General features: G+C 62.9%; 16 protein-coding genes. 15 read left to right on the top strand and 1 reads right to left on the bottom strand.

Annotated features, from left to right (window positions below; translation table 11 throughout):
• Nucleotides 1-59: 59 nt before the first annotated feature.
• The 11 genes from ACAty_RS10940 to ACAty_RS10890 all read left to right on the top strand — a co-directional run bounded on the left by ACAty_RS10940 (nucleotide 60) and on the right by ACAty_RS10890 (nucleotide 9443).
• Nucleotides 60-506 (top strand): glycine cleavage system protein H, encoded by a 447-nt coding sequence (locus tag ACAty_RS10940; RefSeq protein WP_004868634.1) that lies wholly within the window; start codon nucleotides 60-62, stop codon nucleotides 504-506.
• Nucleotides 503-898, top strand: a complete 396-nt coding sequence (locus tag ACAty_RS10935; RefSeq protein ID WP_004868635.1) for a DsrE family protein — start codon at nucleotides 503-505, stop codon at nucleotides 896-898. The genes ACAty_RS10940 and ACAty_RS10935 overlap by 4 nt, the downstream gene beginning before the upstream one ends.
• A gap of 59 nt (nucleotides 899-957) precedes the next feature.
• Nucleotides 958-1395: a glycine cleavage system protein H gene (locus ACAty_RS10930; protein WP_004868636.1), complete on the top strand. Its 438-nt coding sequence runs from the start codon at nucleotides 958-960 to the stop codon at nucleotides 1393-1395.
• 98 nt (nucleotides 1396-1493) lie between these two features.
• Nucleotides 1494-2615 carry a radical SAM protein gene (locus ACAty_RS10925; protein ID WP_004868637.1) on the top strand — a complete coding sequence of 374 codons (1122 nt, stop codon included), beginning with the start codon at nucleotides 1494-1496 and terminating at the stop codon, nucleotides 2613-2615.
• Nucleotides 2616-2641: 26 nt separating this feature from the next.
• The gene (locus ACAty_RS10920; protein ID WP_004868638.1) at nucleotides 2642-3739 is read left to right on the top strand and encodes a lipoate--protein ligase family protein; all 1098 of its coding nucleotides are present in this window, start codon (nucleotides 2642-2644) and stop codon (nucleotides 3737-3739) included.
• On the top strand, nucleotides 3723-4778 hold the full coding sequence (locus ACAty_RS10915; protein WP_004868639.1) for a geranylgeranyl reductase family protein: 1056 nt from the start codon (nucleotides 3723-3725) through the stop codon (nucleotides 4776-4778). The genes ACAty_RS10920 and ACAty_RS10915 overlap by 17 nt, the downstream gene beginning before the upstream one ends.
• 24 nt (nucleotides 4779-4802) lie before the next feature.
• On the top strand, nucleotides 4803-5933 hold the full coding sequence (locus ACAty_RS10910; RefSeq protein ID WP_004868640.1) for a radical SAM protein: 1131 nt from the start codon (nucleotides 4803-4805) through the stop codon (nucleotides 5931-5933).
• Between the two features lie 227 nt (nucleotides 5934-6160).
• Nucleotides 6161-7480 carry an OmpP1/FadL family transporter gene (locus ACAty_RS10905; RefSeq protein WP_038472242.1) on the top strand — a complete coding sequence of 440 codons (1320 nt, stop codon included), beginning with the start codon at nucleotides 6161-6163 and terminating at the stop codon, nucleotides 7478-7480.
• 125 nt (nucleotides 7481-7605) lie between these two features.
• The gene (locus tag ACAty_RS10900; RefSeq protein WP_004868534.1) at nucleotides 7606-8001 is read left to right on the top strand and encodes a hypothetical protein; all 396 of its coding nucleotides are present in this window, start codon (nucleotides 7606-7608) and stop codon (nucleotides 7999-8001) included.
• Nucleotides 7985-9052 carry a lipoate--protein ligase family protein gene (locus tag ACAty_RS10895; RefSeq protein WP_238323799.1) on the top strand — a complete coding sequence of 356 codons (1068 nt, stop codon included), beginning with the start codon at nucleotides 7985-7987 and terminating at the stop codon, nucleotides 9050-9052. The genes ACAty_RS10900 and ACAty_RS10895 overlap by 17 nt, the downstream gene beginning before the upstream one ends.
• Nucleotides 9053-9065: 13 nt before the next feature.
• On the top strand, nucleotides 9066-9443 hold the full coding sequence (locus tag ACAty_RS10890; protein WP_004868530.1) for a hypothetical protein: 378 nt from the start codon (nucleotides 9066-9068) through the stop codon (nucleotides 9441-9443).
• Nucleotides 9444-9487: 44 nt separating this feature from the next.
• Here ACAty_RS10890 and ACAty_RS10885 read toward each other — a convergent pair whose 3' ends face one another.
• Nucleotides 9488-9811, bottom strand: a complete 324-nt coding sequence (locus tag ACAty_RS10885; RefSeq protein ID WP_004868527.1) for a hypothetical protein — start codon at nucleotides 9809-9811, stop codon at nucleotides 9488-9490.
• A gap of 119 nt (nucleotides 9812-9930) precedes the next feature.
• Between ACAty_RS10885 and ACAty_RS10880 the strand changes: the two genes are divergently transcribed.
• From ACAty_RS10880 to ACAty_RS10865, 4 genes are read left to right on the top strand one after another with little or no spacing between them, the layout of a single operon-like run.
• Nucleotides 9931-10341 carry a hypothetical protein gene (locus ACAty_RS10880; RefSeq protein ID WP_004868526.1) on the top strand — a complete coding sequence of 137 codons (411 nt, stop codon included), beginning with the start codon at nucleotides 9931-9933 and terminating at the stop codon, nucleotides 10339-10341.
• Nucleotides 10338-11156: a CbbQ/NirQ/NorQ/GpvN family protein gene (locus ACAty_RS10875; protein ID WP_004868523.1), complete on the top strand. Its 819-nt coding sequence runs from the start codon at nucleotides 10338-10340 to the stop codon at nucleotides 11154-11156. Before ACAty_RS10880 ends, ACAty_RS10875 begins: the two co-directional genes overlap by 4 nt.
• 2 nt (nucleotides 11157-11158) lie before the next feature.
• Nucleotides 11159-13654, top strand: coding sequence for a nitric oxide reductase activation protein NorD (locus ACAty_RS10870; protein WP_004868521.1), 2496 nt, complete (start codon nucleotides 11159-11161; stop codon nucleotides 13652-13654).
• A 5-nt stretch (nucleotides 13655-13659) separates the two neighbouring features.
• A complete protein-coding gene (locus ACAty_RS10865) occupies nucleotides 13660-14820 on the top strand; it encodes an acetoin utilization protein AcuC (RefSeq protein WP_004868520.1) in 1161 nt (386 codons plus the stop codon).
• Nucleotides 14821-14832: the final 12 nt, after the last annotated feature.

Below are 14832 nucleotides of genomic sequence, written 5' to 3'. Positions count from 1 at the left end.
TTTCGGCTGGCGCCCCCACGGGGGCGTTTTTTTTGCCGGTCGGTAGAGGAGAAGCGTTCATGGAGTGTAACGGTTGCGAGTTTCGCGCCGAATTGTACTACGACAAAGAAAGCCAGATCTGGGCCCGGCGCGAGGACGACGGTACCTTGACCGTGGGCATGACCGACATTTCCCAATCCATCGCCGGGAAGATCTTGCACGTGCGTGTGCGACGTCCCGGCACGCGTCGACCCATTGGCAAGCCGGTGGCTACCATCGAGAGCGGCAAGTGGGCGGGGCCGGTGCCCAACGTCTTCGACTGTGTCATCGAGCTGGCCAACGAGGATGTGTTGGAGGACCCCAATCTCCTGAATATCGAGCCCTATGAGGCCTGGATCGCGCGGGTTCGGCCCACTGCCTCTATGGAAGTGGCCCTCAAGGACATGGTGACGGGCGATCCCGCTTTCGAATTGTACAAGGCCCGTTGCGAACGGGACGATATCCATTGTGAGCGGGGTATGCGATGAGCGGTCATTACCTGGAAGACGATGAAGAGAAGCAGGTGGTCATCGTCATGACCAGCGGTCCGAGTACGGCGCACCGTTGTGCGACACCCTTCTATCTGGGCGCGCTGTTGTCATCCATGGATGCAGAGGTTAAGATTTTTTGCACCATGGAAGCGGTTCGGCTGATGCAAAAGGGTGTTGCCGAGAACCTGTCCGCCATGGAAGGTGGTAAAAAGGTCATCGAATTCATTCGCGATGCCAAGAACGCCGGGGTCGAGATCCACGTATGTCGACCGGCATTGCCCGGCTACGAGATTCCCGCAGAGGATCTGATCGCGGAGGTGGACCACGTCGCCTCGGCTGGAGATCTTGCCGACCTCATTCTGTCGACGGATCGCCTTTTGTTCTTTTAAACGGGCATCGCCCATTCGTATAGTGTCACCAACGTCTAGTAAACCCTAAGGAGGGCATAATGGGAACGGTTCGTGGTTGTGAAATCCCCGAAGATCTGATGTATAACGTCGAAAATAATGTCTGGCTGCGCAAGGAAGACGACGGCACCGTCACCATCGGCATGACTTCCTACGCCTGCTCTTTGGCAGGGCAGATCGTATCCTATACCCCCAAGGGTGTTGGCAAGGACATCAAGAAAGACAAGTCTGCGGCCACCGTCGAATCCGGTAAGTGGGTGGGTCCCCTCAAGAGCCCCGTCAGCGGTACGGTAACGGCGACCAACGAGGATGTGGCCAAGGATCCCGGCCTCATCAATAAGGATCCCTACGGTAGCGGTTGGATCGCGAAGCTGAAACCGGCGGATTTCGACGGCGATGCGGCGGACCTGAAGACGGGCTCCGACGCCCTTGCGGCTTTCGAAGAGAAGATGAACGCCGACGGCTTCGGCGGCTGCTGAGTTTTGCAGCACGGTATCTGCGGCCGCTTATGCGGCCGCACGTTTTCTGTTAGCGCGCAGCTGCATTGCGTGCTCCTTGGATAGGTGAGGAATCGTCCATGAATCCCTGGTTGGAAGCGGTAGCGCAGGTAGAAGCCCTCGAAGATCTCCGTCTGGATGAAAACCTCGTGGCCTCCATGCGGGAGCGTTGGTCAGGGCTTTCGGGTAGCCAGGTCGGGCGAATGAACTTCTACACACCGTCCTTCCGTCACCATGAGACCTCCGAACTGTCCACCTGTGGCAAGAATGCCTTTCCAGCCATTTCCATTACCGGCGGTGACTGCAAACTGCAGTGCGATCATTGCAAGGCGAAGATTCTCGAGCCCATGATCCCGGTGCGCTCTCCGGAAGAACTGGAGCGTCTCGTCGATGGGATCGTTGCCGATGGTGGCCGGGGGCTGCTGCTATCGGGCGGTTCCGACCATCAGAATGTGGTGCACTACGAGCCCTATTTCCCCACGGTCCGGCGGCTCAAGGACCGCTACCCCACGCTGCAGATCGCCATGCATACCGGCATCGCCACCCGCGACTTTGCCCTCGGCATGGAGGATGCCGGCGTCGATGTCGCCATGATGGACGTCATCGGCGCCCAGGATACCATTCACCAGGTCTACCATCTGCGCCGGTCGGTGGACGATTTCGAACGGGCTCTGGAGACCCTGGTCAACACCCGGATGAAGGTGGTTCCGCACATCGTGATCGGTCTGCACTACGGGCAGCTGTTGGGGGAGTGGAACGCTCTGGAGATCGTCCAGCGCCACCTCCCCAGCGCCCTGGTCCTGGTGGTGATCATGTCGCAGTACGCGAGCCAGAGTCGACCCTTTGCGACGCCGCCGGCGGAAGAGGTGGGACAATTCTTCATGGACGCCCGAGCGGCCCTGACGGACACGCCGGTGCTGCTGGGTTGCGCCCGACCCTCGGGGGTGCACCGCTCCATGACCGACACCTACGCCGTGATGGCTGGCCTCAACGGTATCGCTTTCCCCTCCGACGGCATGCTCGCCCTCGCCAAGCATCTGGATCGCGAGGTGTATGTGACACCGTCCTGCTGCTCCATGATCGTCGGTGAAGAGGTACTGGCCATGGGGGAAAACGGCGACAGCATCCCCCTGGATCACATTCCGGCTGCGCCCAAGCGCCAGAGCCGTTTGCGCGATATCCCCATCGTCCTGTCGGCCTGAGTGCAGGGCTCCGGAAGCGCCTCGATATGTCTCGATCCTGCAGTGGGCAGCTGTGGTCGGTGTTGGACACGGGCCTGCGCGATGCCGACGAAAACATGGCACTGGATCGGGCCTTGCTCGATGCGGTGGCGGCGGGGGAGTGGGGACCGAGCCTGCGTTTCCTGTGTTTTCGCGATTCTGCCCTGCTCGGACACCACCAATCTCCCCGGCAAGAACTGGACCTGGATTACTGCGCGGCAGAGGGGATTCAGGTCCAGCGGCGACTCACGGGGGGCGGCGCCATCGTCTTTGATCCCAGCCAGATCGGCTGGGAGTTGGTCTGCCTGCGTCGCCATCTGCCCGCTGGGGACATGACGGCCCTTTCCCGGGAGATATGCGAGGCGGCGGCGGCGGGCTTGCGGCGTCTGGGGGTGAATGCCCAATATCGACCGCGCAACGATATCGAGGTGGATGGCCGCAAGATCTCTGGAACGGGCGGTGTCCTGGACGGAGAGGCCGTTCTTTTTCAGGGAACCGTGCTCATCGAGCTGGATATTCCGCGGATGTTGCGGATTTTGCGAGTCCCGGTGGAGAAGCTGGATGCCCACGCCATCCGTAGCGTGGCCGAGCGCGTGACCAGTCTGCGTGCACTGCTGCCGGAGTTACCCTCTATGGCAGTGGTGCGTCAGGCCTTGCTGGAGGGCTTCCGTGAGCGCTTTGGCGGGCAGTGGGAGGACATGGCCGAGGGCGATCTTCCCGAGCCCGTTGCCCGGCGACTGCCCCAGGCTCTGGCGGAGGTGCGTGCACCGGACTGGCTCTCCCTACAGGATCGACCGCCGGAGGAACAGAGCCTGCGGCACGCGATCGTGCGCACGAGCGGTGGCACCCTGCGCGCGGCGGTGCTCTGGGATGAGCGTGGTCAGCGCGTCAAACAGATTCAGTTTCGGGGCGATATGTTCATTCAGCCCAGCCGTGCCCTGGTGGATCTGGAAGCGCGCCTGCGCAATAGCCACATCCGCGAGCTGGAGGATCTGGTGTCCGCCTGGTTCGCCGCTGAGGTGGTGGACGCCTTTGGCATGCGGCCCGAGCACTTTGTTGCGGTTGTGCGGCAGGCCGTGGAGGACGCGCATGCACCGTGTCTATGACCTTCTGGTGGTAGGAGCCGGACCGGGCGGGGCGGCGGCGGCGCAGACGGCGGCAGCACGGGGGCTGCGTGTGCTCTGTGTGGATCGGCGCAGAGCAATTGGCGTGCCCGTGCAGTGTGCCGAATTCGTGCCCATGCCGCTGTTGCGACAGGTGCATGAGACCTGCTCACGGGTGCAGGATGTGGTGGCCATGCGCAGTGTGTTGCCCTCCGGAGCCGAGGATCATCGCGATTTCCCAGGGATCATGATCGATCGCGCGCGCTTCGATCAGGGTCTCGCCGAAGCAGCGCGCGCCGCCGGTGCCGAGATCCGGACACACACCACCTTTCGTGGCTGGGATGGCGAGCGCGCTGAACTGGAGCAGGATGGCCGGTCCTGGTCCGTGGCGGCGCGCTTTTTGGTGGGTGCCGACGGTCCGCACAGCGTCGTGGCGACTGCCCTGGGGCTTCCGCCTCAGCCCATCGTGCAGACACGCCAGTACACCGTGGAACTGCGTACTCCCTATGCCGATACCGATATTTTCCTGTCGGACGATTTCCCCGGAGGCTACGCCTGGCTCTTTCCCCGCGGCCCGGTGGCCAATCTGGGGCTAGGCGCCGACCGTCGCTTTGCCGACAATCTGAAGATACCCTTGGAGGCCCTGCATCGGCAGATGCAGGAACGGGGATTGGTGGGGGCGGAGATCCTGGCCCGGACCGGAGGCGCCATTCCCGTCGGCGGAATCCGTCCGCTCGTGCATCCAAAAGCACTGCTGGTGGGCGACGCCGCCGGTCTCACCCATCCCATCACCGGCGCTGGCATTCCCGCCGCGGTGATCAGCGGATTTGCGGCGGGGGCAGCCGTGGCCGACTATCTTGCCGGCGACCAGGAGGCTCTGGAAAGTTACGCCGAAGACATGCACGACCAGTTTGGACCGGCCCTGGAACGGGCCTTGCGGCGGCGCGCCTCTCTGGAGGCCGTCTGGCACACGCCAGCCGCCGCGGACGATCGGGTGATGCGTTCCAGTTGGATCGCATTTGAGGAATACTTTGCCGCTTGAGGCAAAACGACAGGAGGATTGACCATGAGTGCGGTAGCGTCCGATGCAACACCCTTGAACTTTTACCGGCCCGACTATTTCGTCAAGACGCCGACCATGCGCTCGCCCGATTACGTGCAGCTCAGTACGGCGGCGGCCATTACTCTGGGGCTCATCCCCGGGGTCATGCACCGCACCAGCTGCACTCACTGTCTCAATCTCCTGATGACCTATCCTGAAGGTTGTCGTGCCAACTGCACCTACTGTGGACTGGCCCGCCACCGCGAAGAGAGTCGGGATTATGCTGACCGCAACTTCATTCGCGTGGATTGGCCGACGGTGCGGGTGGACGAGATGCTGGAACGCATCGCCGCCAACGGCGACAAGGGGCAGTTTGAGCGTATGTGCATCAGCATGATCACCCATCCCGATTCCGACCACGATACCCAGGTGGTGCTGAAGCGCTGGATGGAAGCGGCTCCTCACATCCCAGTGTCCATTCTCTCCAACCCCACCACCATGGAAAAGCAGGACCTTATCGATCTCAAGAATCTGGGGGCCGACATCTTCACCGTCGCCCTGGATGCGGTGACGCCCGCCATATTCGAGCGCACTCGGGGCAAGACGGTGCAGAGTCCGCACAGCTGGGACAAGTACTGGCAGGCCATCGAGTGGGCGGCAGAGATCTATGGCCCGGAAAAGTTCGGTGCCCACCTCATCTGTGGTATGGGTGAGACGGAGCAGGAGATTTTGGAGGTCTGCCAACGCATCAAGGACATGGGTGGCCACAACCACATGTTTGCCTTTTTCCCGGAAAAAGGCTCCATGATGGAAGACTGGGATGCTGTGCCTCAGGATCACTGGCGCCGTGTGCAGCTGGGGCGCTTTCTCATCGATTACGCCGGTGGGCGCTACGAGGACATGAGTTTTGATGCCTACGGGCGGGTTGAGGATTTTGGTTATCCGCAGGCGGAGCTCGAGGACATCATCAATTCCGGCAAGCCCTTCCAGACCAGTGGCTGTCCGGGTAAGGACGACGAAGAAGTGAGCGCCTGCAACCGTCCCTACGGTGACTCCTCCCCCTCGGATATCCGCTCTTTCCCCTTTGCCCTCAACAAGCAGGATGTGGAAGTGGTGCGTCGTCAGATGCGCCTGCGGGATCTGCGCGTCGATTGAGACCGTTGCCCCACCCATTGCCGAAGCGCCCGAAAGGGCGCTTTTTTACGGTGCGATCGGTAGCCGCCGCAGGAATGCTTTGGCATAACATTACCGTATTCTGATGATCTATCATTGCGATATTTTGTTACGGCCATGAAAGATTTGATGCTTTGCCGTCTTGCCATAGTGTGCCCATTACGACACAATCGTGAAGAAATTGGGCAACAACAGAGGCGGAGAACGAAATGAAAAAGAAAGCGATGCGGTTGGGTGTGGCGGTGGCGGCGGCGCTCTCCTGCGCCTTTGCCGGTTCGGCCATGGCCACGGACGGCTACCAGTTGATCGGTATCGGGCAGTATGCGGTGGGTATGGGTGGCGCCGTGGTGGCGGCTCCCGACGACCCCCTATCGGCGGCCATTAGTAACCCGGCAGGCTTGGCCATGATCAAGCCGCAGGCAGCCTTCTCGGCGGAGATCTTCAATCCCACACGCAAAACCAATATGGGTTTTGGTGAGATCGGCAGCCACAGCAATGTGTACGGCATCCCCTCCATCGGCTGGGTTGCCCCTGCCTTTGGTGACGGCATCGTCTTCGGTGGCGGCGTGTATGGTACCTCGGGCCTGGGTGTGAATTATCTCCAGAACATCGGACCCAATTCTGCGCTTCCCTACGGTGGTTATGCGCAGGCCTACAGCAGTATCACCTTCATCCAGATGGCCCCGTCCATCGCCATGAAGGTCAATGATCACCTCTACATCGGTGGCTCTCTGAACATTGCTGCGGAGCAGGGTTCTTTCCAGCAAACCATGACCCAGTTCAGTCCGAACCCCAAGCAGCCCTTCGTGGTACCGCTGACGGGCGGTCTTAACCTTTCCACACCCTCCTGGGCCTATGGCGTCGGTGTGACCTTGGGCGCTCTGTACAAGGTGAACGATAAGGTCACCCTGGGCGCTACCTACAAGTCGCCCATCATGTTCACGCCTTTAACCTTCCAAGGAGGAGCCCAATCGCTGCGGATGCCCAACGGTCAGGTCCTGACGGGCAACCCCGGTCAGTACAGCGGTCATCTGAACTATCCGCAGCAGATTGCCTTGGGTATTGCCATCCGCCCCATCCCGCAGTGGCTGGTGAGCGTGGAGGGGCAGTGGATCAACTGGCACAACACCCTCAACACCTTCAATATCTATGGTCCCTGGAACGGCACCAACGTTGTGCCTTTAGCGTTGAATTGGCGGAACCAGTGGGTAGCCAACATTGGTACCCAGTATAACGTCAACGACTGGTTGCAGGTGCGCGCTGGCTACACCTGGGGTTCCAACCCGGTACCCAACAACAGCAACGCTATTGCTGCCAACACCATCTTCCCGGCCATCGTGCAGAACGCCATCACCTTCGGCGCGACGCAGAAGCTTGGCATGGGTTGGAAATTGACGGAGGCCTACATGCACGAGTTCAGCAACACGATGACCGGTGCTCCGGGCTCTGCTCCCTTCAATCCCCAGCAGGCGGCCTCCTCCACCCTCACCGAGAACTCCTACGGTATCCAGGTGGGCTACGAGTTCTGATCGACGGTTGTAAGCACCCTCCTCGGGTCGGGAGAGATGCGCGAGCATCTCCTCCTTTTTCTTGCCTTGTCAGGGGCGCTGCTGGCTGGGATAATGCTTAGTAGATCAATTTGCTCAGGATTGCCATGAAGACCATACCCATTGCCGACGTGAGCGCGCTCAAGAACGAGCTGAACAAATACAAAAAGGGCAAAAAACTGGAGATTCCCCGCTTCAACCAGTTGGCGCGTATGGCCTATATCGGACGTCTGGTCATGGCGCCGCTGGACCCAGAGGACCCCGAGTGCCGTGCCTTTCTGGTCCACGTGCAGGAGCCACAGGGCCTTGCCGCCCACTTTATCGAATTGGACGAAGACCTTCAGGACGCCATCCTGATCCTCGACGGCGAACAGGCCATGGCCATTGCGGCCATCATGGAGGAGGGAGTGGCCGAGCGGGCGCGCTGGCACGAGGCGCTCAATGAGCGGGATTTCTATTTCTCCGCTTTTTATCGCCCGCGGGATCGTGACGGCTCCCACTGAAGCTGCCGCTCCACCCTCACCCCCGTCTGCAGCCTCCTGCGCTGGTGCCCTACGGCTTCTGGATCTCGGCCACCTTTCTGCCCAAGCACTGCACCGGGCCTATCTGGGATTTGCCGAGGCACAGGGGCGGGACGATCCACCCGCGTTGATCCTGGCCAGTGCAGACGACCATTTGAGCGTCGGTGCTGCGCAGGGCGTGGGTGCAGAGCTGGATCGGGAAGCTTGTCGGGCAGCGGGAATTCCCGTGGTGCAGCGCCCCCTGGGCGGTGGTACGGTGTGGGTGGACCGGCGCCACCTCAATTATTTCCTGGTGATGCCCCACGGGACCGGCTTGCGCAGACCCGCCCAGGTCCTGGAACTGCTGGGCCCGGTCCTGTGCGCCTGGCACCGATACTTTGGCCTGGACGTTCGCCTCGTAGGGCATCGGGATCTTTGGCTCGGCCAGCGGAAGCTGGGCGGCACCGGCGCGGCCACCATCGGCTGTAGCCTCGTGCTGGGCGGTAGTCTGCTCCTCGATGGCGACTGGCGTGCCTTTGTCGGCTGCATCGCGGTGCCTTCGACCGGCTTCCGGCGGGAGCTGGAGCGTGCCTTGGAGGAGTCCCTGGGTCTCTGGACCCATTTCCTTCCCCGGCTCCCTACCCGCGCGGAACTGCGGCAAGCCCTGCTGCACGCGTTGGCGGCAGCGGGCTGGAACCCGCGGGTCGAAGAGGGCCCGAACGCGGCGGAACGCCTGGCCATGGCCGGTGCGGAATTGGAGGCACCGGATTGGCAGCAACCCGGGCGTCGGCGGGTCGCGCACGGCATCAAAATAAAGGATCGTAGTTTCCTGACGGAGCGCCACTGGTCCGATGGCAGCTTCTTGCGGGTCTGGACCGAGGATGGCAGCTACCGTCGCGTGTTGTGCAGCGCCTGGCCCGAGGACTGCGCGACGGCCCTGACGGGTTGTGGACGGGATGCCGCGCTGGCGGCTCTGGAGCGCTGCCTGGATCGGGACAGGGCGCAGCTCTGGCGGGCGCGCCTAGAAGCGACGGCAGTATGGACGGAAGGTTGAGAGGAGATGGGGTATGGCCAGTATTGGCGATCGGCTACGCAAGCGTTTTCTGTGGATGAGCAGCGATGAGGCCTTGCGCGCCCAGGCGCAGGCTCGGCTGCTGCCGGGCTGGGAGATGGAGTGTGGCGTGGACCTGGAGGATTTCGGGGATTGGCAGGAGATCCTGCTGCGCCGTTTTCTGGTTTTGGATCTGGACGATGCCGCCATCGCCGATCCCATAGCCACCATCGATACCTTACGCCGGGAATATCAACTCAATATCCCGGTATTCTGTTTTGGCGGAGACAACGAACGCCGCCTGGAGGCACGCCAAGCGCGCGCTGACCGCTTTTTTGCTCGCGACGAAATTGCCGATCGCCTCGAGGATTTTCAGAAACAATTCGGTTGGTAGGCCTGCGGCGGTCCGCGCGGGCTGGTTTGCGGACCGCGACGGGCTCAGCCGACTTTGGCGTGGGCCTCGGTATCCAGCAGCAGATCGCGGCTTTCGCTCTGGTTGTCGTTCTTCACCGTGAGCGTGACGATGCGCACACCGGCGTCCTTGAAGGTGAGCTCGTAGGAAAAATTGCCGGGCAGTTCCAGGGTGCTTTCCTTGAGGGTCTTGCCTTCGCAGCTCAGGGTAATCGTTGCCTTGCCGGAGCCGCCCAAAAAGGCCTGGATACGGAAGGGGTGGCCGACGACGCGACGATAGACCTGGGGGTCGCGATTGGGGTTGTATTCCAAGTTGTTGAGTTTGACCATCTTGATGAGTTTCGTGCTCATGAAAGCCCCTTTAATCAGTCTATAAAACGAATTATGAACCACTACGGACAAAACCCATTTATCCTAGACGAAATCCCGGATGAACGGTAGGGTGTAATGAGGACGACGGAGGCTTGCCGATGTACGACAAAGTGTTGACCCTGTCCCGACTCGATCAGGCGCAGGCGCGCATCGAGGCCATGGCCCGGGAAATGGCGGCGGACGGCGACGGGGTGCCGCTGGCGCCCGCGGTGGATAAGGCCATGGATCTGGCCAGGGAGCTCCTGCGCATCCTTCTGGATGCCGAGGGGAAGCCCTACGAGGCCGACGCCGACCTTTTGCAGCTGTGGAAGGTTCTGGTAAAAGGCGAGCCGCACTGGAACACGATTCGCGACAACTGCCGGGAACTGGTGTACTACCACAACTGCCTCGACCTCGGTCGGGAAGACGCGCTGCCGCCGCACCCCCGGAAGATGATCGTCCACACCCTGCGCCACCTGTACCTGTATCTGCGCAGCCACTGCGAACAAAGTCCCGAGGAGACCGCATGAGCCGACATTCCCCTGAAACCCCCCTGCGCCACCTGACCGAGGAGCCCTACTATCAGCCGGTGGGCAATGAACTCGCCGTCTTCATGGCCGCCTGGCAGCGCCGTCTGCCCGTCATGCTCAAGGGGCCAACGGGCTGCGGCAAGACTCGCTTTCTGGAACACATGGCTTGGCGGCTGAAGCGTCCACTGGTTACGGTGGCCTGCCACGAGGATCTCACCAGCTCCGACCTCGTGGGGCGTTTTCTCATCGAGGGGGACGAGACCATCTGGCAGGACGGGCCCCTCACCCGGGCGGTGCGCGAAGGCGCCATCTGCTACCTGGACGAAATCGTCGAGGCCCGCACCGATACCACGGTGGTCATCCACCCGCTGACGGATCATCGCCGCCACCTGCCCATCGATAAGTTGGGCACGGAGATCAGCGCCCACCCCGACTTTCTTCTGGTCATCTCCTACAACCCCGGCTATCAGACGGTGCTCAAAGACCTCAAGCCCTCCACCAAGCAACGCTTCGTGGGCATGAACTTCAGCTACCCACCGGCGGAACTAGAGCAAAGCATCGTCGCCCGCGAGTCGGGCCTCGCGGTGGAGCAGGCGGGCAAGCTCGTGCAGGCTGCCGCCAAGGCGCGTAATCTCAAGGACCAGGGCCTGCAGGAGGTGACCTCCACCCGCGCCCTCATTTACGCAGCCACCCTCATGGCTGCAGGTCTTGCTCCCATGGAGGCGGTGGCAGCGGCCATCATCAGCCCGCAGACGGACGATCCCGAGCTGGGTGCCGCCCTCGAGGAGATTTTCCAGAGCTTTCTGGCGGCCTGAAGATGACCGAGGCGGCGGCGGAAGATATCCTCGAACATCTGGAGGCCGTGAGCTTCGTGGCCGGGCGGGACGCGCGGGCAGCGCTCCCGGCGGTGGAGGGTCTGGGCTCGGCGGCGGTGCTCCGTTACCTGGAACGGGGTCGAGAGCTCTTCTTCTACGACCGTGAGGCCGGCAAGGCCTTCTTCCACGCCACCGCCGATCTGGTTCAGGCCTTTGGCGGACTGGACCCCTGGCTGGAACAGGCAGCCGTTTTTACCCGCCGGCGCGGTACCTTTCGCGCAGCCGTGGCCTTTTTCTCCCAGGCGGCGGCGGTGCGTCGCGACTATGGCCTCCGTGGCGAGCAGTCCTGGTATGAGCAGGGCGCGCGCTGGATAGATCGCCACGTGGACAGCGCCGCTGCCTATTTTCGCGTGCCGGCGGCGCAGCTTTTCGGGAGTGCCGGTATCGAAGGTCTGGACACGCTGCTGCAGCCAGCGGAGGAGTTGGCCAAGGGGCGTCTGGGTCTTGGTACCTATCTCGATGGTGCCATCAAGGTACGGGCCATCTGCGGTCTGGATGGTGTGGCCGAGTGGGCGCGCCGCGGTCGGGATGTCCTGGCGGCGGGACGGATCCGAGGGGAGGCCTGGTTCCGCCTGGAAAGCGACGAGGCGCGGGCCTTTCTGCTGGAGGTTCTGCCGGGCTTTCGCACCGGGCCGCACAAGCGGCTCTTTGCCCTGCTTTTGCAGGCCTGGACCGGTTTGCAGATGCCCCTGGAGGATGGGGACTGGAGCGTGGAGGGTGGCCGCAGCTTTCTGGAGACCGATGGCCGCAGTCTCTTCGTGCCAGCGGTGATGCCGGATCGGGAAGAAGCGCTCCTCGCCTTCTATCATACGGGTGCCCATCTGGCCTTTGGCAGTTACGATCAGGACGCCATCCACGCGCTGTTTCGCGAGATCGGGATGGAGCATCCGCCTTTGGACCCGGACCAGCGCATCACCTGGCGGCCGCTCTTTGCACAGTTTGGCGACGATCTGCTGCGCTTTCAGCTGATCTTCGATCTCTGTGAGGATCTCCGGGTGGACGCGGCCCTGGATCGGGAGATGCCCGGCTACATCGAGCGTCTGCGCCGGGCTGCAGCGGCGTGTCCGACCCCTGCCGGGGCTGCCGGTGCCTACTGGCGGGCGGCGGCGGAGATCTACGCGGACTACGCCGCCGGATGTCTGGCGGAAGACCTGCGCACCCTGCTCGAGCCAGGTTCCGGGATCGTCGATGCCTTCCGGGTGGCGCTGGCGCGCTATGCGCACACGGATCTGCCCCCCATCACCCTGGCCGAGCGTGCGGCGGCCTTTCTCCCGGGCCATTCTCCCAATGCGGCGCGACCGGTCTATCCGCGTCGACGGGTGGCCAGCGGGGCCGTGGAAATGGATGCCGGGGGTGCCCTGGGCGCCGCCGGACACAAGGAGAAACCACGGGAGGCACCGCAACAGGCCGAAGGCAACGATCCCGATCTGGAGATCCCGCCCGAGGACATTCAGGGCACCGGCGGTCGGGTGGGGGTGGGGATCCCCATGCCGGCCAAGGTTAGTGGCTCGGGTCGCGGTGTGCAGGGTCCCAAGGGCGGTTGGCCCTATCGTGAGTGGGATTATCGTCAGGAACGCTACAAGGAGGACTGGGCGCGGGTGCACGAACGCAGTCTGCGGGAGCGGGACGAGGCGCGGGCGGTGGAGATTGCCGCTAGCTACGATGGTACCCTGCGGCGGCTCAAGCGTGCCCTGCAGGCGCAAAAACCCACGCGCATGGCGTCTCTGCGTCGCCAGTTCGAAGGTGAAGAGCCCGACCTCGAGGCCGCCGTCCAGTATGTGGTGGAACGGCGCGCGGGCCGCAGTCCCAAGGCCAACATCTACCTGCAACGGCGCCCGCAGCAGCGCGACACCGCGGTGTTGCTGCTGGCCGACCTATCCACATCCATCATGGCCGAGGCCGGGGACAGCGGGGTGCGGGTCGTGGATCGCCTGCGTGCAGCCATGCTGCTCTTCGGCGAGGCCCTGCTGGAAGTGGGCGATCCCTTTGCCATCTACGGTTTCGCCAGCAAATACCATCAGGAAGTGATTCTATATCCGGTCAAACGCTTCGGCGAGCGCTTCGACAGCCGCGCCCGCGCGACCCTGGCGGGGCTGTCCGGACGTCTGGCTACCCGCATGGGGGCGGCCATCCGTCACGCGACGCGGCAGATGCTGCACACCCAGGCGCAGCGACGTCTGCTGCTGATCCTCTCCGACGGGCGTCCGGCGGATTACGACGACGGCGGCGACGCCCGTTACCTGCAAGAGGATACCCGCATGGCGGTGAAGGAGGCGCGCGATGCGGGTGTGCACGCCTTCTGCATCAGCCTCGACCCGCGCGGTGGCGACTACCTGCCCTTGGTCTTCGGCAATGGTCACTATCTGGTGTTGCCGCACCTGGACAGCCTGCCGCAGCGCCTGCCCGAGATCTACCTGCGTCTGCGGGGTAGCCATTGAGGGAGGTGGACGCCCTCAAGCCGCGCATCGACCCGCAGCGGGAGGCGCTTTTCATTGGTGCTGCGCGCTACCGTCGGGCAAGCTATGGCCAGAATCATCCCCTGGCCATCCCGCGGGTTTCCCTGACCCTCGACCTCATCAATAGTTACGGTGCCATTGCTCCGGCCGAATATCGCAGCGGCCGTCCCGCCAGCCATCGGGAACTCTGGGGTTTTCACACCCGCGACTACATCCAGAGTTTTGAGCGCGCCCAGTTTCGTGGTGGGGTCACCGATGCCGAGCGGCGCCGCTATCAACTGGGTACCCTGGAGAATCCCTATTTCCCCGGTTTTTTCGATACCCCCAATCTGGCCACGGGCTCCAGCATCCAGGGGGCGGAGGAGGTCTTGCGGGGGCGACTGGCCTTCAGCCCCGCCGGGGGTATGCACCACGCGGCGCCGGGGCAGGCGCGCGGCTTCTGCTATCTCAACGATCCGGTGCTGGCCATCCAGCGCCTACGCCGCGAGGGTCTGCGCGTCCTTTACTGGGATCTGGATGCGCACCACGGTGACGGCGTGGAGTCCGCTTTCGTGAAAGATCCTGAGGTGCTGACGGTCTCCATCCACATGGACACCGCCTATGCCTATCCCTTCCAGGGTGGTGGAGTGGACGATCACCCGGGCGGTGCGGTCAATCTGCCCCTGCCGGCCGAGGTCAACGACAGCGAATATCGCGCGGTTTTTACCCTGCTCTGGCCGGAGGTCCTCGAGGCTTTTCGGCCGGATGTGGTGGTACTGCAGGCGGGTACGGACATCCTCGCTCCCGATCCTCTGAGCAAGTTTCGTGTCAGCAATGGCTTTTTTTGGGAGATGGCGGCGCAGATCCTGGCCGACAGCCCGCGACTGCTGGTGCTGGGTGGCGGGGGTTATCATCCCATTGCCCTGGCGCGCTGCTGGACCGGGCTGTGGGCGATCCTCACCGGGCGTAGCCTCCCGGACACCCTACCGGCGGCGGGGAGCGCACTGCTGCGGGCCGTGGATTGGGAGCTGGACGATGAAGAGGCCCCCGATTACGAGCGGCAATTCCTCGTGCTGCGCGACGCGGCCCGTGAGGGTCCCATCCGGCCCGAGATTCAGCAGCGTCTGAAGCGCCTCTTGGCCGACCATCCCCTGTGGCATTCCCCCTAGACCAGGAGCATT

The organism is Acidithiobacillus caldus ATCC 51756 (assembly GCF_000175575.2).
Lineage (GTDB): Bacteria > Pseudomonadota > Gammaproteobacteria > Acidithiobacillales > Acidithiobacillaceae > Acidithiobacillus_A > Acidithiobacillus_A caldus.
The sequence above is the reverse complement of the archived record's forward strand: the minus strand, read 5'-3'. Positions and strand labels throughout refer to the sequence as shown.